At 59.6% G+C, this 19,707-nt stretch carries 18 protein-coding genes; 7 read left to right on the forward strand and 11 right to left on the reverse strand.

Features of this window, described 5'->3' with window-relative positions; genetic code table 11:
• Nucleotides 1–382: 382 nt before the first annotated feature.
• Entirely contained in the window at nt 383–1,261 is an 879-nt protein-coding gene (locus tag R5M92_RS15730; RefSeq protein ID WP_346796908.1) for a YicC/YloC family endoribonuclease, read from the reverse strand.
• A gap of 120 nt (nt 1,262–1,381) precedes the next feature.
• On the opposite strand from R5M92_RS15730, the gene rph reads away from it, so the two are divergent.
• Complete coding sequence (rph, locus tag R5M92_RS15735) at nt 1,382–2,137, forward strand: ribonuclease PH (RefSeq protein ID WP_346796909.1); 756 nt, start codon at nt 1,382–1,384, stop codon at nt 2,135–2,137.
• A gap of 87 nt (nt 2,138–2,224) precedes the next feature.
• On the opposite strand, the gene R5M92_RS15740 is transcribed toward rph, so the two are convergent.
• Entirely contained in the window at nt 2,225–2,992 is a 768-nt protein-coding gene (locus R5M92_RS15740) for an exodeoxyribonuclease III (RefSeq protein ID WP_346796910.1), read from the reverse strand.
• 154 nt (nt 2,993–3,146) lie between these two features.
• On the opposite strand from R5M92_RS15740, the gene pyrE reads away from it, so the two are divergent.
• Complete coding sequence (gene pyrE / locus R5M92_RS15745; protein ID WP_346796911.1) at nt 3,147–3,806, forward strand: orotate phosphoribosyltransferase; 660 nt, start codon at nt 3,147–3,149, stop codon at nt 3,804–3,806.
• Here pyrE and R5M92_RS15750 read toward each other — a convergent pair.
• Entirely contained in the window at nt 3,803–4,273 is a 471-nt protein-coding gene (locus R5M92_RS15750) for a tRNA (cytidine(34)-2'-O)-methyltransferase (RefSeq protein ID WP_346799407.1), read from the reverse strand. The two genes, pyrE and R5M92_RS15750, sit on opposite strands and share 4 nt — an antisense overlap.
• Before the next feature lie 94 nt (nt 4,274–4,367).
• Here R5M92_RS15750 and rep point away from each other — a divergent pair, with 94 nt between their 5' ends.
• Nucleotides 4,368–6,425 carry a DNA helicase Rep gene (gene rep / locus R5M92_RS15755; RefSeq protein ID WP_346796912.1) on the forward strand — a complete coding sequence of 686 codons (2,058 nt, stop codon included), beginning with the start codon at nt 4,368–4,370 and terminating at the stop codon, nt 6,423–6,425.
• 162 nt (nt 6,426–6,587) lie between these two features.
• Here rep and R5M92_RS15760 read toward each other — a convergent pair whose 3' ends face one another.
• Nucleotides 6,588–7,601 (reverse strand): c-type cytochrome, encoded by a 1,014-nt coding sequence (locus R5M92_RS15760; protein ID WP_346796914.1) that lies wholly within the window; start codon nt 7,599–7,601, stop codon nt 6,588–6,590.
• Between the two features lie 233 nt (nt 7,602–7,834).
• Between R5M92_RS15760 and R5M92_RS15765 the strand changes: the two genes are divergently transcribed.
• Nucleotides 7,835–8,158, forward strand: a complete 324-nt coding sequence (locus tag R5M92_RS15765) for a thioredoxin family protein (RefSeq protein ID WP_346796915.1) — start codon at nt 7,835–7,837, stop codon at nt 8,156–8,158.
• A 73-nt stretch (nt 8,159–8,231) separates the two neighbouring features.
• The gene (locus R5M92_RS15770) at nt 8,232–9,248 is read left to right on the forward strand and encodes a sodium:calcium antiporter (RefSeq protein ID WP_346796917.1); all 1,017 of its coding nucleotides are present in this window, start codon (nt 8,232–8,234) and stop codon (nt 9,246–9,248) included.
• A 60-nt stretch (nt 9,249–9,308) separates the two neighbouring features.
• Here the strand turns inward: R5M92_RS15770 and nirK are convergent, their stop codons facing one another.
• Nucleotides 9,309–10,718: a copper-containing nitrite reductase gene (gene nirK / locus R5M92_RS15775; protein WP_346796918.1), complete on the reverse strand. Its 1,410-nt coding sequence runs from the start codon at nt 10,716–10,718 to the stop codon at nt 9,309–9,311.
• 230 nt (nt 10,719–10,948) lie between these two features.
• Between nirK and R5M92_RS15780 the strand changes: the two genes are divergently transcribed.
• Nucleotides 10,949–11,437, forward strand: a complete 489-nt coding sequence (locus R5M92_RS15780; protein ID WP_346796919.1) for a pyridoxamine 5'-phosphate oxidase family protein — start codon at nt 10,949–10,951, stop codon at nt 11,435–11,437.
• Between the two features lie 4 nt (nt 11,438–11,441).
• Nucleotides 11,442–11,981 carry a CAP domain-containing protein gene (locus tag R5M92_RS15785; RefSeq protein ID WP_346796921.1) on the forward strand — a complete coding sequence of 180 codons (540 nt, stop codon included), beginning with the start codon at nt 11,442–11,444 and terminating at the stop codon, nt 11,979–11,981.
• Nucleotides 11,982–12,366: 385 nt separating this feature from the next.
• On the opposite strand, the gene R5M92_RS15790 is transcribed toward R5M92_RS15785, so the two are convergent.
• From R5M92_RS15790 to R5M92_RS15815, 6 genes are all read right to left on the reverse strand, one after another.
• On the reverse strand, nt 12,367–12,954 hold the full coding sequence (locus R5M92_RS15790; protein WP_346796922.1) for a DUF6448 family protein: 588 nt from the start codon (nt 12,952–12,954) through the stop codon (nt 12,367–12,369).
• A gap of 204 nt (nt 12,955–13,158) precedes the next feature.
• Nucleotides 13,159–14,310 carry an AraC family transcriptional regulator gene (locus tag R5M92_RS15795; protein WP_346796923.1) on the reverse strand — a complete coding sequence of 384 codons (1,152 nt, stop codon included), beginning with the start codon at nt 14,308–14,310 and terminating at the stop codon, nt 13,159–13,161.
• 368 nt (nt 14,311–14,678) lie between these two features.
• On the reverse strand, nt 14,679–15,023 hold the full coding sequence (locus R5M92_RS15800; protein WP_346796924.1) for a hexameric tyrosine-coordinated heme protein: 345 nt from the start codon (nt 15,021–15,023) through the stop codon (nt 14,679–14,681).
• A gap of 287 nt (nt 15,024–15,310) precedes the next feature.
• On the reverse strand, nt 15,311–17,137 hold the full coding sequence (gene glmS, locus R5M92_RS15805) for a glutamine--fructose-6-phosphate transaminase (isomerizing) (protein ID WP_346796925.1): 1,827 nt from the start codon (nt 17,135–17,137) through the stop codon (nt 15,311–15,313).
• 50 nt (nt 17,138–17,187) lie between these two features.
• Nucleotides 17,188–18,597: a bifunctional UDP-N-acetylglucosamine diphosphorylase/glucosamine-1-phosphate N-acetyltransferase GlmU gene (gene glmU / locus R5M92_RS15810; RefSeq protein WP_346796926.1), complete on the reverse strand. Its 1,410-nt coding sequence runs from the start codon at nt 18,595–18,597 to the stop codon at nt 17,188–17,190.
• The gene (locus R5M92_RS15815; RefSeq protein ID WP_346796927.1) at nt 18,572–19,699 is read right to left on the reverse strand and encodes an FAD:protein FMN transferase; all 1,128 of its coding nucleotides are present in this window, start codon (nt 19,697–19,699) and stop codon (nt 18,572–18,574) included. The genes glmU and R5M92_RS15815 overlap by 26 nt, the downstream gene beginning before the upstream one ends.
• Between the last annotated feature and the right edge of the window lie 8 nt (nt 19,700–19,707).

The following is a 19,707-nucleotide window of genomic DNA, read 5'->3' on the forward strand; positions in this document are numbered from 1 at the left end:
CCAACGAGGTAATGAGGCCTCGGCAGCGACGTGATAATCCTCTCGAACCACTGGCGAAATATATAAATTTTACGCTTATCTCTATATGAGACGCAGTATATGCAAAGAAAAAACGGTTTCCTTTGCATATATGAGGCGTCATGTATAAATCTTTCTATTTTATATACATGAAGAAGCACAATGTACGCTGGAGAAGCACCCTTGCCGGAAGGCTACCACTGGCCGGCGAAACCGTTCAGGAACCCCTCGGCGGGTGAAGTGCCTCCCACTAATTGCACGCTTCAGCGCTGGTCATTCAGCTCAGCCACCAGCATCTGCCGATAGGTGAGGGCGGTCGCCTCGACCTCGCTTGCGCTCCAGGGTATCGCTCGACTCGTCTTCATCACTCAATATTCTGAATCTGCTCGCGCATCTGCTCGATCAATACCTTCAGCTCCACCGCGCAGCGGGTGGTTTCTGCCACTACGGATTTCGACGAGAGCGTGTTGGCTTCGCGGTTCAGCTCCTGCATCAGGAAGTCCAGGCGGCGGCCCTTGGGGCCTTTCTGGGCGAGCTGACGGCTGACTTCTCCTACATGTGCGGTGAGCCGATCCAGCTCTTCGTCCACATCGGCTTTCTGCGCCACCAGCACCAGTTCGGCTTCCAGGCGTTGGGGATCGAGTTCGGTCCTGGCGATTTCCAGGCGCTCCAGCAGCTGGGCGCGCTGGCGTTCCAGAATCTGTGGCAGCAGGCTGCGCACGGTGGCGACCTGCTCGCTGACGGCCGTGAGTCGGCTTTCGATCATCTCGGCAAGCTTTTCGCCCTCACGGGCACGGGCGTCGAGCAATTCGTCCAGGGCTTGGTCGAACAGCGCCTTGGCGCCGGCTTTGATGACCTCCTGGTCGAGATGCTGCGTTTCCATCACACCGGGCTGATTCAACAGCTCAAGCGTGGTGGGCGGCACGGCACTTGGGACTTGCCGCTGCACGGCGTTCAGCGCTTCTCCAATCGCGGCCAGGCGCGCGGCATTCACGGCGGGAACTTGGGTGGTCTCCGCACTTTCAAAACGCACACTGCATTCGATCTTGCCCCGCGCCAGCCGCGTACGGAGCGCTTCGCGCAGTACCGGCTCCAGGTCGCGCAGGCTTTCGTGTAAACGAAAATGCGGCTCCAGGTAGCGCTGGTTCACCGAGCGAATTTCCACCTGCAGCGTGCCCCAGGGGGCGGCCTGCTCGGTGCGGGCGAAGGCGGTCATGCTGTGTACGCGAGAGACTTGGGCCATGGCGTCCTCTATTGGGTAAACGAGAGGGTAAACGAGATTTCCTCCAGTCTACCCGATAAGACGGGGTGCAAGCCGTGTAGAATGGCGAGCCCGCTAATACGACCATGGAGAACAGAGAGCATGGAGAAGAAATCCGGTACGCGCCCCGATGTGGCGCGCCCCAGCGGTCGCGAGGCTGACCAGCCGCGCGAAATCCGCCTGACCCGCGACTATACCCGCCATGCCGAAGGCTCGGTACTGGTGGAATTCGGTGATACCAAGGTACTGTGCAACGCCAGTGTGGAAGCGGGAGTGCCACGCTGGTTACGCGGCAAGAACCAGGGCTGGGTTACCGCCGAGTACGGCATGCTGCCCCGGGCGACCCATTCGCGTAGCGGTCGTGAAGCGACACGTGGCAAGCAGGGCGGGCGTACCCTGGAGATCCAGCGTCTGATCGGCCGCAGCCTGCGTGCGGCGGTGAATCTGAAGAAGCTGGGCGAGTTCACCATTACCGTGGATTGCGATGTGATCCAGGCCGATGGTGGCACTCGCACCGCCTCGATCACGGGCGGCTGCGTGGCCTTGGTCGATGCGATCCGCTACCTGCAGCGGGAGAAGAAGATCAAGGGCGATCCCTTCAAGCAGCTGGTGAGTTCGGTGTCGGTGGGGATCTACAAAGGAATGCCGGTGGTCGATCTCGATTACCCCGAAGACAGTAGCGCCGATACCGACATGAACGTGGTGATGACCGAGAGCGGAGAGCTGATCGAGGTGCAGGGCACCGCTGAGGCGGGTGCGTTCACCCGTGCCGAGCTCAATGCCATGCTCGATCTGGCCGAGAAAGCCGGCGCCCAGCTACGCGCCCATCAGCGTGAAGCGCTGGGAATTCGGCAGTAAGCCGTTTCGAACCACGCTATCTACCGACCCACATAACGCGACACGCCGGCATCGAGCCGGCGTGTATAGCGAAGCAGGGACACAGGCTTAAAGGGTGAGATCGTACTCGACGATCAATGGCGCATGTTCGGAGAACGTGGCGTCATAATCGATCCATGCATCCACCACGTGGCGGCGGAAGTTGGGACCGACCACCTGGTAGTCGATGCGCCAGCCTTCCTGGCGCTCCCGCGAAACTTCCTGATCCAGCTTGGGCCACCAGGTATATTCACCCGCATCGCGATTGATCTCGCGGAAGGTGTCGATGAATCCGGTGGGGCCGAACAGCTGATCCATCCACGCACGCTCTTCGGGCCGGAAGCCCGGGGTGAGCTGGTTGTCGGACCAGTTGGCCAGATCAATCGTCTTGTGCGCGATGTTCCAGGTACCGCAAATGATGTACTCGCGTCGCTTGCGCGCCATCTTGCTCAGGTATTCCTGGTACTGATTCATGAACGCCTGCTTGGCCTGCATGTCGTCGCCATCGGGCATGAGGAAAGTGGCGATGCTGAAACGGTCGTAATCGGCCTGAAGAAAACGTCCTTCATGATCGCACTGGGGAAACCCCAGCCCGTACATGATCGCCTTGGGGATCTGGCGACAATAGAGCGCCACGCCGGCAAACCCATCTTCCTCGGCATCCAGGAAGTAACCTTCATAGCCTTCCGGATACAGAATATGGTCGCCGAGCTCGAAGCTCTTGGCCTTGATGTTCTGCACACAGACGACGTCGACATCCTGCTGAGCCAGCCAGTCCAGGAACCCCCGTTCGACGGCATCACGAATACCATTGACATTGATGCTGGCAATTTTCATAAAATCGTCCCTTTAGCGTCGCTGCTGTATGATACCCGACGTTTAGACGTTTGGGTAAAGCCCATGCGCAATTGTGCCGGTTTCCAGCTGGATATTTTCGCTATTGCCTACTTTCCCATTCACCGATCCAACTCTCTACCCTGCGAGGATAGCCGTGGCCGATACCCTGCAACCCTACCAGCGCGATTTCATTGAATTCGCCATCGCGCAAGGTGTGCTCAAGTTCGGTGAGTTCACGTTGAAATCGGGCCGTGTCAGTCCCTATTTCTTCAATGCGGGACTGTTCCAGAGCGGTGCCGCCCTGGCACGTCTCGGCCGTTTTTACGCTCAGGCTATCGAAGATAGCGCTATTAGCTATGACGTGCTGTTCGGCCCGGCCTACAAGGGAATTCCCCTCGCGGCCACCACGGCCGTCGCCCTGGCCGATCATCATCAGCGCGATACGCCCTACGCCTTCAACCGCAAGGAAGCCAAGACCCATGGCGAAGGCGGCAATATCGTCGGCGCGCCGCTGGCGGGCGATATACTCATCATCGACGATGTGATTACCGCCGGCACCGCCATTCGCGAGGTCATGGAGCTGATCGCCCAGCATCCGGCACGCGCCGCCGGGGTAGTGATCGCGTTGGATCGCCAGGAGCGCGGCACCGGTGCCATGAGCGCCATCCAGGAAGTCGAAGCCAACCATGGCATTCCCGTGGTCAGCATCGTGACCCTTGAGCAAGTACTGACTTATCTGGAAACCCAGGCAAGTACGGACATGCAGCCCCATGCCGACGCGATTCGTGCCTATCGCGACCGCTACGGGGTCTAGGCTTTCACCGCGCCGATAAAGCCTTGCTGACGCCAGGCTTCATAGCTCACGATGGCAACCGCGTTGGAGAGATTCAAGCTGCGATTGTTGGGCTGCATGGGGATCGTCAGGCGCCGGGACTCGGCCAAGGATTGATGAACATAGTCCGGTAGGCCGCCGGTTTCCGAGCCGAACAGCAGGACATCGCCGGGCTCAAAAGCGAAATCGCTGTAGGCGCGCGTACCGCGCGTGGTCAAGGCCAGGATGCGCCGGTCCGCCATGGTTTGGGAAAACGCGGCATAGTCGGCATGGCGCGTCACGTTGGTCAGGTCGCGATAATCGAGCCCGGCACGGCGCAGCTTCTTCTCTTCCAGGTCGAACCCCAGCGGTTCGATCAGGTGCAGCCGGCAACCGTTGTTGGCCACAAGGCGCATGATATTGCCGGTATTGGGCGCCATGCGCGGCTCGAATAGTGCTATTTCAAACATCGCTACCTGCCTGATCATCAGCCCTGTCATTGGTTATATTGCGCTGCCGGGCGTACTCCCCAGCCGCCGCCGATTGTAGAGGAAACATGCCGTCATGACGCCCACTATCGCCAAACGCCTCAACGGCTTGAATCCTCGTCAACAGGAAGCGGTGCGCTATATCGATGGTCCCTGCCTGGTGCTGGCCGGCGCCGGCTCGGGCAAGACCAGCGTGATCACCACCAAGATCGCCTACCTGGTGCAGGAGTGCGGCATGAGCGCCCGGCGTATCGCCGCGGTGACCTTCACCAACAAGGCCGCCCGCGAAATGAAGGAGCGCGTGGGGCAGATGCTCAAGGGCAAGGAAGGCCACGGTCTCACCGTCTCCACCTTCCATACCCTGGGGCTCAACATCATTCGCAGTGAACTCAAGGCGCTGGGCTATAAGCCGGGCTTCTCTCTGTTCGACCCCGAGGACGCCAAGGCGCTGCTGCGTGACCTGATGAACAAGGACGCTCAGGTCGACGCCGAACAGATCAACGCCGTGCAGGGACGGATCTCCCAGTGGAAGAACGACCTGGTGCTACCCGGCGAGGCACTATCGCATGCCGCCGATGATGACGAGCATTTCGCCGCCCGGGTGTACGAGGCCTACGGGCGCCATCTGAAAGCCTATAACGCCGTCGATTTCGACGACCTGATCCTGCTGCCGGTGGTGCTGTTGCAGCGCGACCCGGAGGCGCTGGCGCGCTGGCGACGCAAGATCCACTACATGCTGGTGGACGAGTACCAGGACACCAACGTCTCCCAGTACTTGCTGGTGAAGCTGCTGATGGCCGAGCGCTCGACCTTCACCGTGGTCGGCGACGACGATCAGTCGATCTATGCCTGGCGCGGCGCGAGGCCCGAAAACCTGGTCACCCTAGGCGAGGATTTCCCGCGGCTCAAGGTGATCAAGCTGGAGCAGAATTATCGCTCCACCGGCATCATACTGCGTGCCGCCAACACCTTGATCGCCAACAATCCCCACGTCTACGAGAAGACGTTATGGTCGGATATGGGCCAGGGCGATGCCATCCGCGTGATCGTCAACCGGCACGAGGAGGCCGAGGCCGAGCGCGTGGCCAGCGAGATCCTCACCCGGCGGATCAAGGAGCGCTCCGAATGGCGCGACTTCGCCGTGCTCTATCGCGGCAACTTCCAGGCCCGCCTGCTGGAGTTGAAGCTGCAGCACTACCAGATTCCCTACAAGCTCTCCGGCGGCACCTCCTTCTTCTCACGCAACGAGATCAAGGATGCCATGGCCTACCTGCGGCTGCTGATCAATCCGGCCGACGACAATGCCTTCCTGCGCATCGTCAACGTTCCGCGCCGCGAGATCGGCCCTGGCACCCTGGAGAAACTCGCCAACTATGCCACCGAGCGCGGGGGCTCGCTGTTTGCCTCCTGCCATGAGCTAGGACTCGAGCAAGTGCTGCCGACACGGGCGGTGGAGAGACTTTCCCGCTTCATCCATTTCATCGATGGTGTACGCCGGCGCATGGACGAAGGCGACGCCATCGCCGCCATTCGCGACATGCTGCGCGACATGGATTACGAAGCCTGGCTGTACCAGAACGCCAGCGCGCCGACCATTGCCGAACGGCGCATGGCCAACGTATGGATCTTGATCGACCAGCTGGAAAAGTCGCTCAACCGCGATCCAGAAGACGATACCGCATCGACCGAAACCGAGACCGATAGCGTCGAGGCGGCCATTTCGCGGCTGGTACTGCGCGATATTCTCGAGCAGCAGGCCGAGGAGGACGACTCTGACCGGGTGCAGTTGCTGACCATGCACGCCTCCAAGGGTCTGGAGTTTCCTCATGTCTATCTGATGGGCTGGGAGGAAGACCTGCTGCCCCACCGCAACGCCATCGAGGCGGGTACAGTGGAGGAGGAGCGCCGCCTAGCCTATGTCGGCATTACCCGCGCCAGGCGCACCTTGACGTTGACGCTTGCGCGCCAGCGTAAGGCCTATGGCGAGCTGATGGACTGCGCGCCAAGCCGTTTCCTCGAGGAGCTACCGGAAGACGATCTTGACTGGGAGGGCCGCACCGACAAGGAAGATCCCGAGCGGAAGCAGGAGCGCGGCAAGGACGCCATCGCTGGCCTGCGCTCATTATTGGGCTGAAAGCATCCCGTTATTGTTGGAAAGCGTCTTGTGACGTGGACGCTGGGCCGGACCGACGGTTCTCATGCAAAAACACGGTACTTACTCAAAAACACGGTACTTACTCAAAAACACAACGGGGCGCCCGAAGGCGCCCCGTATTGGCTTCAGACCCGTACACGATTACTTGACGGGTTCGACCAGGAAGTCCACGGCAGCGCGGACCTCGTCATCGGAGAGACCCATATTGCCGCCCTTGGGTGGCATGGCGCCGATGCCGTTGATGGCGTGGTCATACAGCGTGGTGATGTCCTGATCAGCGCGACCTTCCCACTCGCCGGCTTCGCCACGGCGCGGAGCGCCGGCGGCACCGGTCATGTGGCACGCCATGCAAGCCTGGTTATAGATCGCTTCACCATCGATCCCGGCATGGGCCGGCTCGTCGCCAGTGGCCTGATCATCAGCAGACGCTTGCTCAACGGCCTCTTCATCAACGGGGGCGTCTTCTACCGCCACAGCGGAAGCTTCGGCTTCCTCCTCCAAGGCACCCTCTTCGGTCACGGCCTCGGTAGCCGCTTCCTCTTCGGCCGCTTCATCAGCGGGAACTTCCTCTACCGCCACGGCGGAGGCTGCGGCTTCCTCTTCCAAGGCGCCCTCTTCGGCCACGGACTCGGTAGCTTCTTCGGCTGAAGCTTCGACCGCATCTTCGACGGCAGCTTCGGTATCTTCACCCACTGCTTCGCCGCCAGCCAGTTCGGGCACTTCCATTACCGGCTCGACCAGGTACGCAGTGGCCGCTTCCATCTCTTCATCGGAGAGGCTGGGGTTGCCGCCACGGGCCGGCATGGCATTGAAGCCGTTAATGGCATGGTCGAGCAATGTGGCGAAGCCCTTCTCGGTACGCTCCGCCCAGGCTGCTTCATCGCCACGGATCGGCGCCCCGGCGGCGCCGGTCTCGTGGCACGCCATACAGACGTTGTTGTAAATACCGGCGCCATCCACACCCCCGCCACCGCTACTCTCTTCCTGCGCTGGTGCCGAAGCCGTACCACACTCTTCCCCTTGCAGGCATATCTCGCCCACCGGCTTCAAACGCTCGGCCATGGCGTCACGATCCACGTCAGCTTGCACGGTTGCTACTCCCGTGACGAAGCCAAGAGCCGCCAGACTGCTCATGATCAGCTTGCTGGATTTCACTCTCACCACCTCATTGAGTTTTATCATTGAATTCTGCGCGTGGCGGCGCCGTGGTCGACAGAGCGCAGCCGGGACGCCAGGACATACATGACGGTAGTATACCGGCATCGTAAACCGCTGGAAAATGCCTACTTGCTCCTATTACCGCGTGGACGACCGACTCATATCGTAGACAACCGGCGAATTCACTGTACAGCGTCTATGGTTTGCGCATGGGCAACAGGAGAATTGGCATGACGATGACACACACTTACGCCGAAAAAGAGCCGACACGCGAACAGGTCGAAGCCATGCCAGGAGCGGTGGTACTGGAATTCGGCGCGCCCTGGTGCGTTATTTGTCAGACCGCGCAAAGCAGGATCGAGACGGCCTTGGCCGAGCGACCCGAAATCACCCATATCAAGATCGAGGACGCCCCCCGGCGCCGCTTGGGCCGCTCCTTTCGCATCAAACTATGGCCGACACTAGTTTTTCTCGAAAACGGCGAGGAAATCGACCGTCGGGTTCGTCCAGCAAGCTCCCAGACCATTAGCGAGGCTCTGGCCAAGTTGAGCTAGGCTAAGCGTATATCATCTTCGAAGACCTGGTTCACGTCCCTGCGAGGGGTCCGTTTTGATTGAACTGCAGGGAATGTCCCTGACCACAAGTATCGTTCTGTTCGCCATCAGTGCCGTGGTGATCGGGATTGTGGGTACACGGCTGACTCGCGTCGTGGACGAGCTGGCCGATCGCACCGGCCTGGGAGAAGCCTTGGCGGGAGCGGTTCTGCTGGGCATGGCGACATCGCTTTCGGGCATCGTGCTGTCATTCACCGCGGCTCTGGAAGGTCAGCCCGAACTGGCGATGAGCAACGCTCTCGGCGGCATCGCCGTGCAGACCCTGTTCCTCACGGTGGCGGATATCTGCTTGCGTCGCGTCAACCTGGAACATGCCGCGGCTTCCCTCGGCAATCTCATGCAGGGCACCTTGCTGCTGTGCATGCTGGCGTTGATTTTAGTGGGCAGTTATTCCCCCGAACTCACGTTGTGGAGCATTCATCCGGTCACGCCGCTGCTGGTGCTGGGATATTTCCTGGGGCTGAGAATCGTGCGTCAGGGCCAAACCTACCCCATGTGGAAACCGGCTCGCACCCGTGAAACTAAAGAAGACGTTCCTGACGAAGCGTCGAAGAAGAACTCCCTGATCGTCTTGTGGTTATCCTTTCTGTTAATGGCCCTGATACTGGGCATCACGGGCTGGCTGCTGCAACGCACGGCCACGGTCATTGCCATGCAGACCGGCATGAGCCAGGCGGCTGTCGGGGTGCTGCTCACCTCTATCGTGACATCGCTGCCGGAGCTTGTGACATCGGTAGCGGCGGTGCGACGTGGCGCCCTTACCCTGGCAGTGGGCGGTATCATCGGCGGTAACGCCTTCGATACGCTGTTCGCCGCGGCCTCGGATATCGCCTACCGCGAAGGGTCCATCTATCACGCTATCTCTCATGAAGTGCTGCTATGGGTGGCGCTTTCGCTGCTCATGACCGGTGTGCTATTGCTGGGACTGTTGCGCCGCCAGACCTACGGCTTCGCTGATATCGGATTTGAAAGCGCTATCCTCATTGGCTTGTATCTCACCGGGGCGGTCATCGTGTTGAGTGGCGGTTAGCCCGCACCACGCAAAAACCCCGCCGAATCGGCGGGGCTCTCCTGCAAGATGAAGCAAGTATCAGTGGCCGGAGTTGGGGTCGTGTGCCTCTTCGGTGTGGAAGATCGCGGAATCTTCTTCACCATTGACGTGGAGGAAGCCGGCCAGGCCCTTCTCCAGACGCGATAGCGCGTGGTCGACCAGGATGTACTTGCCGGGATACTCGACGCCGAACTCAACCATGGTGGCGCCGCCCGGGGGCACCAGAGTGGTCTGCACATCGGTCAGCGGCGGGCTGGTCAGCGAGGCCTGATCGTAGACCTTGTCGAAGATCTCGCCGATCACATGGAAGCTGGAGGTGGCGTTGGGGCCGCCTACACCGAAGAAGATACGGACGTCGTCGCCCACGTCGGCTTCCATCTTGTACGTCTGGGTGAGCGCATCCATGTTGCCGTTGAACATGAAGTGCTCGGCTTGCTCATCGAGCAGCTTGTCGAGGGAGAACTCTTGCAGACCCTGGCTACCGTGACGTTCGGCGGTGTAGAGCTCGCCCTGCATGATGTAGAACTCGCGCTCCACCGGAGAGAGTCCGCCTTCCGGCTCGACCAGGATCATGCCGTACATACCGTTGGAGATATGTTGGGCGACCATCGGTGTGGCGCAGTGGTAGACGTAGAGCCCAGGCGCCAGCGCCTTGAAGGAGAAGCTCTTGGAATGACCGGGCGCTACCTGAGTCACCGCGGCACCACCGCCGGGGCCGGTCACGGCGTGAAAATCGACGGAGTGGATGTGCGCGCTATCCTCGGCATTGCTCAGGTTGACGTTGACGGTGTCACCTACACGAACCCGTACGAGGGGGCCAGGCACCGTGTCGTTGAAGGTCCAGTACTTGTAGCTGGAGCCGTCCGCCAGGTAGCCTTCCACTTCAGTGCTCTCGAGATTGACGGTGACTTCCTGCGGGCCACGATCGCCGACCGGCTCGCCCACGTCATGGGGATCTTTCGCCAGGTCCTGGGCGGCTTCGCCCTTCGCTTCCGGCTTGGGGTCGCCGACGATGAAATTCCCCACCATGCCGGCCGCCTTGTGTCCGGGCAGGCTGCACAGGTACTCGAAGTTGCCTTCCTCATTGACCCGGAAGGCCACGGCGGTGGCCGAACCCTGGCCGCCGATGTCATCGGAGTCGACGTCGAACTCGGGCAGCGCGATATCATGCAGAGCGCCGTCGCCATTGATCAGGTTGATCTGTACCACGGCACCGACCGGTGCGTGCAGGTCGGGATTGACGACATCCTTGATCCTGCCCTTGTCGCCAATGAATACCAGCTTGCCATCCTGCACCGCTGTACGCAGTGTATAAGTCACGTCTGGCGTGACCTCGGCGGGGCTGAGTTCCTCGCCGTGTGCGGCCATGGCGGGGCTGGCGAGTGCGGCACTGGAGATCAGAGCGGCGGCGGCGGTCTTGAGAAAAAAGCTGTTTTTACACTTCATCATCTTATCCCCTCGTGAGGATTATCGTTTCGTCCTGCTGACGGAGTAAAAGTAGCATTATGAATGAATATTTGATTTGACCTTCGTCAAGAAATCACTCGCTGCGCAATTTTCTTATTACTGCGAGAGTGTTTGCCGAGGTGGGCGATGGTAGCTAGGCTGGTTCTAGTCATGCTCGACGCATAGGCATCGTCATTTCTACTAATCGCCGTATTCAACAGGAGGTTGAAACCATGTCCAGTCCCGAGCACAAGCAGAAGATCTGGAAGATGATCAAGGATATTAAAGTCGGCATGCTGGTGACGCTGGATGACGAGGTGCCGCGTGCCCGTCCGATGCACCTGGTTCAAGATGAATACGACGGCACACTGTGGTTCTACACCCGCCGCAGCGCCGAGAAGGTCTTCGAAACCGCCACCGACCGCGATGTCTGTCTCAGCTTCTCCGATCAGGAAGAAGGGGTATACGTATCGCTCTCGGGCAAGGCCAACCTGACCGATGACCGCGAGCTGATCGAGAAATACTGGAATCCCTTCATCGCGGCCTGGTTCCCCGAAGGCAAGGACGACCCGGACGTGGCGTTGATGGAAATCAAGGTGCAGATGGGTGAGCACTGGAAAGCCAAGGAGAGCAAGACGTTCCAGCTCTACGAGATCGCCAAGGCCAACATCAAGAAAGACGCCACCCCGAACATGGGCGAGAATGAAAAGTTCGGTGGCTAAGCACATGAAGATTCGTCCCATCGCCTGGTTGCTGGCTGGCGTGTTGGCACTCTTGATGTCCGCTGGCGCATGGGCCACGGAAAGCGAGCCGGACGACTCGGCAAGCAGAAACGGTTGTGAACTCACCGATCGCAAGCGCGAAATGCTGTCGCGAGTCAACGAGGCGCGCAGTCAGGCTCGTCAATGCGGCAACCAGCGCTTTGCGGCGGTGAATGAGCTGTCGTGGGATTGCACCCTCGAAGCCGCTGCCGAGGCGCACTCCCGCGATATGGCCGAGAACGACTATTTTAGTCATACCGGCCCCGATGGCGTGGGCATCCAGCAGCGAGTCAGCGAGAGGGACTACGTATGGCGGGCGGTTGGCGAGAATATCGCCGCCGGGCAGATGTCGATCGCCGCCGTGGTGGATGGCTGGCTGGAGAGCCCGGGGCACTGTCGTAATATCATGAAGGATACCTTCACCGAGATGGGCATGGCCAAGGCCGACGATCCGGACTCGGAATACTCGTCATACTGGACTCAGGTACTGGCCCAGCCGCGCTAGACTATAAAACGTCTATTGCATACTGCTGAACCTTACGCGCTGCGTACGTGCCGTTGCCGTCATCAACATCGCAGCCACCGTTCAAGCCAGAATTGGCAAACCGGCTAAAGCTTCAGCACTGGATAGAACACCAGAATCACAAAGATGGTCAGTACCGCTATCCCAAGCCAGTTACTCTGCTTAGAGTCGAAGAAACTTTCCATGAACCCGTTTGCCAACAGTTTCCCTTGCAGCTAATGGAGGTCAGGATGGATTGGCCGAATGAAACCGGACACTTACGTTAGATTGTCATCTATGTTTATGTGGTGCTAAATCGTGGTATGTCTGGTTTAGGATGAAGAAAGCGGGCTCTGCAGCCCGCTTTGCGTTCGTGCTCAAGGAAAGCTCAGTGCCCATGTCCGCCAGCTACAGCGGCACCGTGTACGCCTTCGACGTAGTGGATGTAGTTGACGTAGTCAGCGACAAAGTCGCGGCCCTCCTCTACGCTCTGATCGGCGCTGGCCCAGGCGACGCGCGCCTCCTCATAACGCTCGCGAATGCCATCCTCGACCTTGCGGGTGATATTTGCGATCAGGCGATCGATCTCTCCGTTCTCGAGAGCTGCATCCGCAGCAACAAGTCCAGGATCGATCTGTCCGGAAGGCTTGATGCCGGTGAACGGCGCGCCTTCATAGGCTCGATGAACCCTCACGAGGGTCGTGAACAGATGCTGGTCCGCGATTTCTTGTGCGGTCTCGCTCTGCCCGCGGATTCTGCGCACGTCGGCGAACACGCGCTTGATTTCTGCCTCGTCCTCAGCGGGTACCCACTTGAGTAGGGGCTTAACATCGCCTGCCTCGAGCGCTGCGCGGGCATCCGTAATTACAGGGCCATCCAAGGCATCACAATGCGCCTGGGCGTTACCGGCGAACACTAGACTGAAGATGACTGCCGCACCCGCAGTAAAGGCAACTTTACGTAGTTTCGTTTTCATGGACGATCTCCTCATGTTGCGTTGATTCGCACGAGCACCGGATTCGGTACCGCTGGGAAATCAGCTTACGGGAGAGTGCCCCAAGAAGCGTTCGCGAGGCTGAAGTCGAACCACTATCGTACCCAATATGAAATGCTATAAATAACAGTTACTTAAAGGTTCTAATTTCCAACAGGACAAAACGCGAACCTCGTGGAGCATCATTCAGGACTGAGGCCCGGTACCGATGTGGTCGTGGCGGGCTCGGTGGCGATATTCACTGGGCGTAAGCCCCACATCTTTCTTGAAGGCGGTATTGAACACGGACTTCGAGTTGAAGCCCGAGTCGTACATGATTTGCAAGATATTCGAATTGTTGGCCGGGTCGGCTAGACGTGCCTTTGCCTCCTCGAGGCGATGACCGCTGATGAATTCGAAGAAATTGCACCCGAAGCCCTGGTTGATCACCCGAGAAACCTCTCTCGGATGCGCTTCGACTTTCCGAGCAAGCTGCTCCAGAGTCAGATTGGAGTACAGGTACGGCTTTTCCTCATGCATCTGCCTCTCCAGCCTCGTCTTCAGCGTCTGATCGAATCGCGGCGCCGTCTCCTCCTCCAACAACGCAGCTTGGTCGGCTGCAAGCCCGGAGAAGATGACCGGTTGACGAAGGGAGTTCACCATCAAAAAGTTGATGAAGACGAAGCCGGTCACGGCGCCAACACCTGCCACCCACTCGGTTCCAGGCGCACTTCTGGACACATGCGCGGTGAGGCAGTAGAACATGCTCACTGTCCAGGCCACTGCGTAGCCGATCAGGAGCATCCGTAACCACGCGAGCTGCTTGTTCTCGATGCTCGAAAAAATCTGTAGAAGGCCCAGGCCGAAGCGATTGATCGTTCGAATCGTGGCGTATAAATAACCGAGAAAGACAGCATGTATCGTCACCGCGAGTAGGGGTGAGGTCAGCACGCCTGGATGGTCCCGCTCAAGCAGGATCTGCATTTTAGTATCGGTCGGCTGTAAATAGTACTCAACCAAGAAAATGGCGCCGACAACCCAAAACAGCAGAGTATGTACGAAGTGTTCCTTGCGCAACCGGAAGCCTTGATACATGAGCGATTGCGCATACAAATAGAGGGTCCCCGCTTGCAGGAGTCCAATGAGAGTCCCGAGGTAGGCGAAATTAGGATGCTCGAGCGCCAACCCGCTGCCATACAGGAAAATTTCGCCAAGTCCAGCGGCGAAGAAGACCAATGTGGCGACCAGAAGCCGATTACTGACGAGCCGGATGTTGAAGGGAAGCAGCAGGAAAAAGGCCAGACTCAGCGACTGAATGATGCTCGTCAGCAGTACGAGATCAGTAAGTGTCAGGTACATAGTAAACAACTCCACTCGGAAGAGCCGGGGTTAGTCAGCAATCTGAGCCAGCGATTACTAACCTTTTGCCTTGTGCGGGAGCTCCTGAGTGGCCTGATTTCTATGCTCTTCAGGCGATCGCCTTATCTCTGAATTTTCAGTCATTGCATGGCAGTGGGCTCGAATTCGCTTGGTAGCTGACCCACTGCAACAAGGGAAAAATCACCAGAGCCCAGGGATTCTATGGATTGCTGAAATTCAACCACCTTGCGCAGGGAGAACCGGGCGATTCAACAGATACCCAGTCGGCTGACCGGATAACCGAGATCGATCTCCTGATCGTCCTGTCGTTAATGGATTTCCAAGCGGGCAATGAGAATCGACCCACATCACTCTCGCCAATAGTCGTTGGCTGCGGCAACGGTCTGAAAATGTGTGGCGATCACATGGGAGATCGCGATCAAGCTATCGGGATCCTGCGCATACTCAGGACGCTGTTGCTTGCGTATCTCGGCATCTGGCTGAGTGTTAGCCACCCCTTTCTGGGACAGAGTGATGGCCAGAGCAAAGCCTTCCTGGGGCGACTCGGTGATCAGACTTGGCAGCCAGGCATCATTTGCTTCGGCTTCGTGGTTATCAGCCGTGGCGGAGCTGCCCAGTGCCAGTGAAATGGCCAGCATCACAGCGCCTGCTGCCTTGCCAAGCGAGAAAAGTATTCGATGAGAAGTCGGCATGGAGGTCTCCTACGTTGCCTTGAATCATGGGTAGATGGTACCCGTATTTTAAGGTGCATCAATAATACATTTTTAAGGTAGCCCATACCTCTTCACCGTCAACACGTCGGGGGAGGCTTCCCATGCCACTAACCAAGGTGGAAAACTTCACGCCTAGCGTCATTCAGAGGTCAGCACATGAACTTACGGGTAAACGCGCTCAGCCCAATCGCCGGATGGCCATGCCGCCCGACCTTGTCCCAGCTCTCACCCGATCAGCTCAACCAGAAGTCACTGCTCCACGACGCCTATTCCACCGTCACACTTTTCGCCAGGTTACGCGGCTGGTCGACGTCAGTGCCCTTGAGCACGGCGACATGATAGGACAACAGCTGCAGCGGCAAGGTATAAAGCAGCGGTGCCAGGGCTTCGTGAATGTGGGGCAGGTGCAATACACGGGTGTCTTCCTGTTCGTCTATACCGACGCCTTCATCGGCAAAGACGAACAGTTGCCCACCACGGGCGCGAACTTCCTGCAGGTTGGACTTGAGCTTTCCCAGCAGGTCGTCATTGGGGGCGATGGAGATTACCGGCATTTCACTGTCGACCAGTGCCAGCGGGCCATGCTTGAGCTCACCGGCGGGGTAGGCTTCGGCATGGATATAGGAAATCTCCTTGAGCTTGAGTGCGCCTTCCAGGGCTATGGGGAAATGAGCGCCACGGCCGAGAAACAGTGCGTGCTGTTTTTCGGCAAACGCCTGGGAGAGCGCCTCGATTTCCCGGTCGAGGCCGAGCACCTGCCGGCACAAGTCGGGTAGCTTGCGTAGCGCTGAGAGAATCGCGGGATCAACGCTGCGTGACTTGGCGCGAGCCGTTGCCAGGGTAAGCAGCATCAAGGCGACCAGTTGGGTGGTGAAGGCCTTGGTCGAGGCCACGCCGATTTCCGGCCCGGCTCGGGTCATCAGACACAGATCCGACTCGCGCACCAACGAGCTACCCGGCACATTGCAGATCGCCAGGCTACTCAGGTAACCCTTGTTCTGGGCAAAACGCAGCGCCGCCAGGGTATCGGCGGTTTCCCCCGATTGTGACAGGGTGACGAGCAGGGTCTCTTCGGGCACCACCACGTCGCGGTAGCGATACTCGGATGCCACTTCGACCTGTACCGGAATGCCGGCATAGCGCTCCAGCCAGTAACGTGCCACCAGCCCCGCATGGTAACTGGTGCCGCAGGCGACGATGTGTATCTGCCGAGCCTGCTGCAAGAGCGCCGCTGCCTCGGGGCCAAAGCTTTCGACCAGAACACCCTCTTCGCCCAGGCGCCCTTCCAGGGCGGCGGCGATCACTGTCGGCTGCTCGTAGATCTCCTTAAGCATATAGTGGCGGTACTCGCCCTTGCTCGCCGCGCCATCGCCATGTTCGAAGACATGCACGGGGCGTTCGACCTCGCGCCCCTGGGCATCGAACAAGGTAATCCGGCCACTGTCACGCAATTCGACCACATCGCCCTCTTCCAGGTAGATGAAGCGGTCGGTGACTTGCAAAAGCGCCAGCGGGTCGGAGGCGATAAAGGCTTCGTCGATGCCCACCCCCACCACCAGCGGACTGCCTTGGCGTGCGCCCACCACCACGCCCGGTTCCCGCGCGCTCATCACGCCCAGGGCGTAAGCGCCATGCAGCCTGGCCAGGCACTGCTGCACGGCAGCCAACAGAGGAAGGCCCTCTTGCTGCAACTGATCGAGCAAATGCGCCATGACCTCGGTATCGGTTTCGGAACCGAACCGATAGCCCTTTTCCTGCAACTCGCGCTTGAGCGTCTCGTAATTCTCGATGATGCCGTTGTGTACCACGGCGATCTGCGCGCTCGAATGATGCGGGTGAGCATTGGCCTCAGTGGGGCGCCCATGGGTGGCCCAGCGCGTGTGGGCGATGCCGCACATGCCGGGCAGGGCCTGTTCGGCAAGGCATGCTTCCAATGCCGCCACCTTGCCGACGGCGCGATGCCGGGTGAGCGATCCCTGGTGAAGCACGGTCATGCCGGCGGAATCGTAGCCGCGATACTCGAGTCGCTTCAGACCTTCCAGCAGGATGCCCTGCACATTGCGCTGAGCGACAGCGCCGACAATTCCACACATGGGTTGGCTCCAAAATTGGTCGCTGGATGGTGCCCAGGCACCGGAAAAGGTTATTTATCGCTCTTGCCGGGACGCGGCCAGTCGGGTTTGTTCACTTGGCGGCCGCGTGTCACCGCCAGGGTATTGTCCGCCACATCCTTGGCAATGGTGGAACCCGCGCCCACCGTGGCGCCACGGCCGATGCTGACGGGTGCCACCAGGGCGCTGTTGGAACCGATGAAGGCGTCATCGGCGATATCCGTACGATGCTTGTTGATACCATCATAGTTGCAGGTAATCGTCCCCGCGCCTATGTTGACACCGCGCCCCAGCCGGGCATCGCCTACGTAGCTTAGGTGGTTGATCTTGGAATCTTCCCCGACTTCGGCATTCTTGGTCTCGACGAAATTACCCACCTTCGCCTTGATCGCCAGGCGTGTGCCGGGGCGCAACCGGGCGAACGGCCCGATCTGATTGCGCCCTGCCGCTACAGCGCCGTCAATCACGCTGTGTGATTCCACCACGCTACCGGCACCCAGGGTGCTGTTGCGAATCACGCAGTAGGGGCCGATGCGAACGCCCTCGCCGAGTTCCACCTCGCCTTCGAAGACACAACCCACGTCGATTTCCACGTCATGGCCACAATTCAACTGCCCGCGGACATCCAGCCGGGCGGGGTCGGCCAGGGCCACGCCCTGCTCCAGCAACCGCTGCGCCAGCCGCTCCTGATAGGCCCGCTCCAGGCGCGCCATCTGGGCCCGGTTATTGACCCCTTCTACCTCCAGCGCCGTGGCCGGTTGGGCGGTTGCTACCTGAATACCTTCTTCGGCGGCCATGGCGATCACGTCGGTGAGATAGTACTCGCCCTGGGCATTGTCGGCGGAGAGTCGCGGCAACCAGCGTTTCAGCTGCGTCGCCGTCATGGCCATGATGCCGGTATTGCATTCGCGGACGTCGAGTTCATCCGGTGAGGCATCCTTCTGCTCGACGATGGCGATCGCCTCTCCCGCCGCATTGCGCAGAATCCGTCCGTAACCGGTGGGGTCGGCGAGCGTCACGGTCAATAAGCCCAGATGCTGGTCATCGACCTGGGCCAGCAAAGCCGTCAGGGTATCGCGGCGAATCAACGGCACATCGCCATAAAGGATCAACACCTTGCCGTTGCCCAACTGTTCAAGCGTCTGGGCCACGGCGTGTCCGGTGCCTTTCTGTTCGGCCTGCAGGGCGAAGCGGGCGGAGGTGTCGCGCAGTGCCTCGCGCAGTTGCTCGGCGCCATGGCCCACCACCACGTGCAGGCGTTCGGGACGTAGCCGCTCGGCCACGTCCATGACATGGCGCACCATGGGCTTTCCGGCCAGAGTGTGCAGCACCTTGGGGCGCTGGGAACGCATGCGGGTACCTTTGCCGGCTGCCAGTATCACCACATCCAGCGCTTGGCGTTCTGCGGCTATCTCGTCATGCATCGTGCTGGTCTGTGTCATAGCGTTGTATTCCCAGTTGCTCCATTGTTTCCGCGCCGAAGAATTCCACAAACGCCGGGCTGGCGAGGCTGACCCATTGGTCATCCCGGCGCACCAGCATCAACACCTTGAGTTCCTGCTCTATAGCCAGCGCCATGCCGGCCTCGCCCCCCAGTACACTAAGCGCCGTGGCCCAGGCATCGGCCCAGGCGTTGGAGGGATGCGCCACGCTGACTGATGCCACATGATGTTCGATAGGCCTGCCGCTGCGCGGGTCGAGGGTGTGGGAGTAGCGCCGCCCGTCTTCTTCGAAATAATTGCGGTAGTCGCCTGAAGTGGCCACGGAAATGTCGTGTACAGGCAGGACGTGCTGCGCTCGCTGTGGTCCGTTTTCCGGAACTTCGATACCGATTCGCCAAGGCTCCTGACTATCCTGCTCGCGATACCCCTTGACCCGCAATTCGCCCCCCAGGTTGACAAGATAGTGCTCGATATCCTGGCGCTCCAGGTACTCCGCCACCCGGTCGGTGGCGTGGCCCTTGGCCACGCCGGAAAGATCGACGAACACATCTCGAGTACGGCGGGCCTGCAACGCCTGGGTATCCAGCTCCAGAGCGTCGAAGCCGATCAGAGAGAGGCGCTCCTGCAGCTGGCTCTCGTCGGGAACCTCCTGCGGGCGCGCTTCCGGGCCGAAACTCCACAGATTGACGACATCGCCGATGGTGACATCGAAGGCACCGTTGCTGGCTTCGGCCACCGAGCGGGCGATGGCCATTACCTCGATCAATTCGTCGGACAATGGCTGCCACTCGTTTAAGGGAGCCTGATTGAACAGTACCAGCTCGGCGTCATCGCGATAGGTGGACATGGCCTGGTCGACATCTTCCAGCTCTTGCAGAAAGCCCTCTTCCAACGTCTGAGCCTGTCCCTGGGTCAAGGGATCGGCGATGGTGACCTGGTAGAACGTGCCGAAAATTTCACCTTCCAGGCGTACCGGCGTCTCCAGGGGACGATCGGACTCCGAGCATCCAACGAGTATCGCCAGGGCAAGGACGGCTAGCCCCCATCCGATAGCACGGGCGTAGACATGGTGCGTAAGCGGTCTGCCAAACTGGATTGCCATCAACTCCC

The organism is Halomonas sp. Bachu 37 (assembly GCF_039691755.1).
GTDB classification, from domain to species: Bacteria; Pseudomonadota; Gammaproteobacteria; order Pseudomonadales; family Halomonadaceae; genus Vreelandella; species Vreelandella kashgarensis.

What these genes read in the sequence shown, in the direction of transcription:
- R5M92_RS15780 (WP_346796919.1), top strand. Translation starts at nt 10,949, where the DNA reads ATGTCCAGTCCCGAGCACAAGCAGAAGATCTGGAAGATGATCAAGGAT.
- nirK (WP_346796918.1), bottom strand. Translation starts at nt 10,718, where the DNA reads ATGATGAAGTGTAAAAACAGCTTTTTTCTCAAGACCGCCGCCGCCGCT.
- glmU (WP_346796926.1), bottom strand. Translation starts at nt 18,597, where the DNA reads ATGACACAGACCAGCACGATGCATGACGAGATAGCCGCAGAACGCCAA.
- R5M92_RS15795 (WP_346796923.1), bottom strand. Translation starts at nt 14,310, where the DNA reads ATGTACCTGACACTTACTGATCTCGTACTGCTGACGAGCATCATTCAG.
- R5M92_RS15790 (WP_346796922.1), bottom strand. Translation starts at nt 12,954, where the DNA reads ATGAAAACGAAACTACGTAAAGTTGCCTTTACTGCGGGTGCGGCAGTC.
- R5M92_RS15750 (WP_346799407.1), bottom strand. Translation starts at nt 4,273, where the DNA reads ATGTTTGAAATAGCACTATTCGAGCCGCGCATGGCGCCCAATACCGGC.
- R5M92_RS15740 (WP_346796910.1), bottom strand. Translation starts at nt 2,992, where the DNA reads ATGAAAATTGCCAGCATCAATGTCAATGGTATTCGTGATGCCGTCGAA.
- R5M92_RS15730 (WP_346796908.1), bottom strand. Translation starts at nt 1,261, where the DNA reads ATGGCCCAAGTCTCTCGCGTACACAGCATGACCGCCTTCGCCCGCACC.
- R5M92_RS15785 (WP_346796921.1), top strand. Translation starts at nt 11,442, where the DNA reads ATGAAGATTCGTCCCATCGCCTGGTTGCTGGCTGGCGTGTTGGCACTC.
- rep (WP_346796912.1), top strand. Translation starts at nt 4,368, where the DNA reads ATGACGCCCACTATCGCCAAACGCCTCAACGGCTTGAATCCTCGTCAA.
- R5M92_RS15765 (WP_346796915.1), top strand. Translation starts at nt 7,835, where the DNA reads ATGACGATGACACACACTTACGCCGAAAAAGAGCCGACACGCGAACAG.
- glmS (WP_346796925.1), bottom strand. Translation starts at nt 17,137, where the DNA reads ATGTGTGGAATTGTCGGCGCTGTCGCTCAGCGCAATGTGCAGGGCATC.
- R5M92_RS15815 (WP_346796927.1), bottom strand. Translation starts at nt 19,699, where the DNA reads ATGGCAATCCAGTTTGGCAGACCGCTTACGCACCATGTCTACGCCCGT.
- rph (WP_346796909.1), top strand. Translation starts at nt 1,382, where the DNA reads ATGGAGAAGAAATCCGGTACGCGCCCCGATGTGGCGCGCCCCAGCGGT.
- R5M92_RS15770 (WP_346796917.1), top strand. Translation starts at nt 8,232, where the DNA reads ATGTCCCTGACCACAAGTATCGTTCTGTTCGCCATCAGTGCCGTGGTG.
- R5M92_RS15800 (WP_346796924.1), bottom strand. Translation starts at nt 15,023, where the DNA reads ATGCCGACTTCTCATCGAATACTTTTCTCGCTTGGCAAGGCAGCAGGC.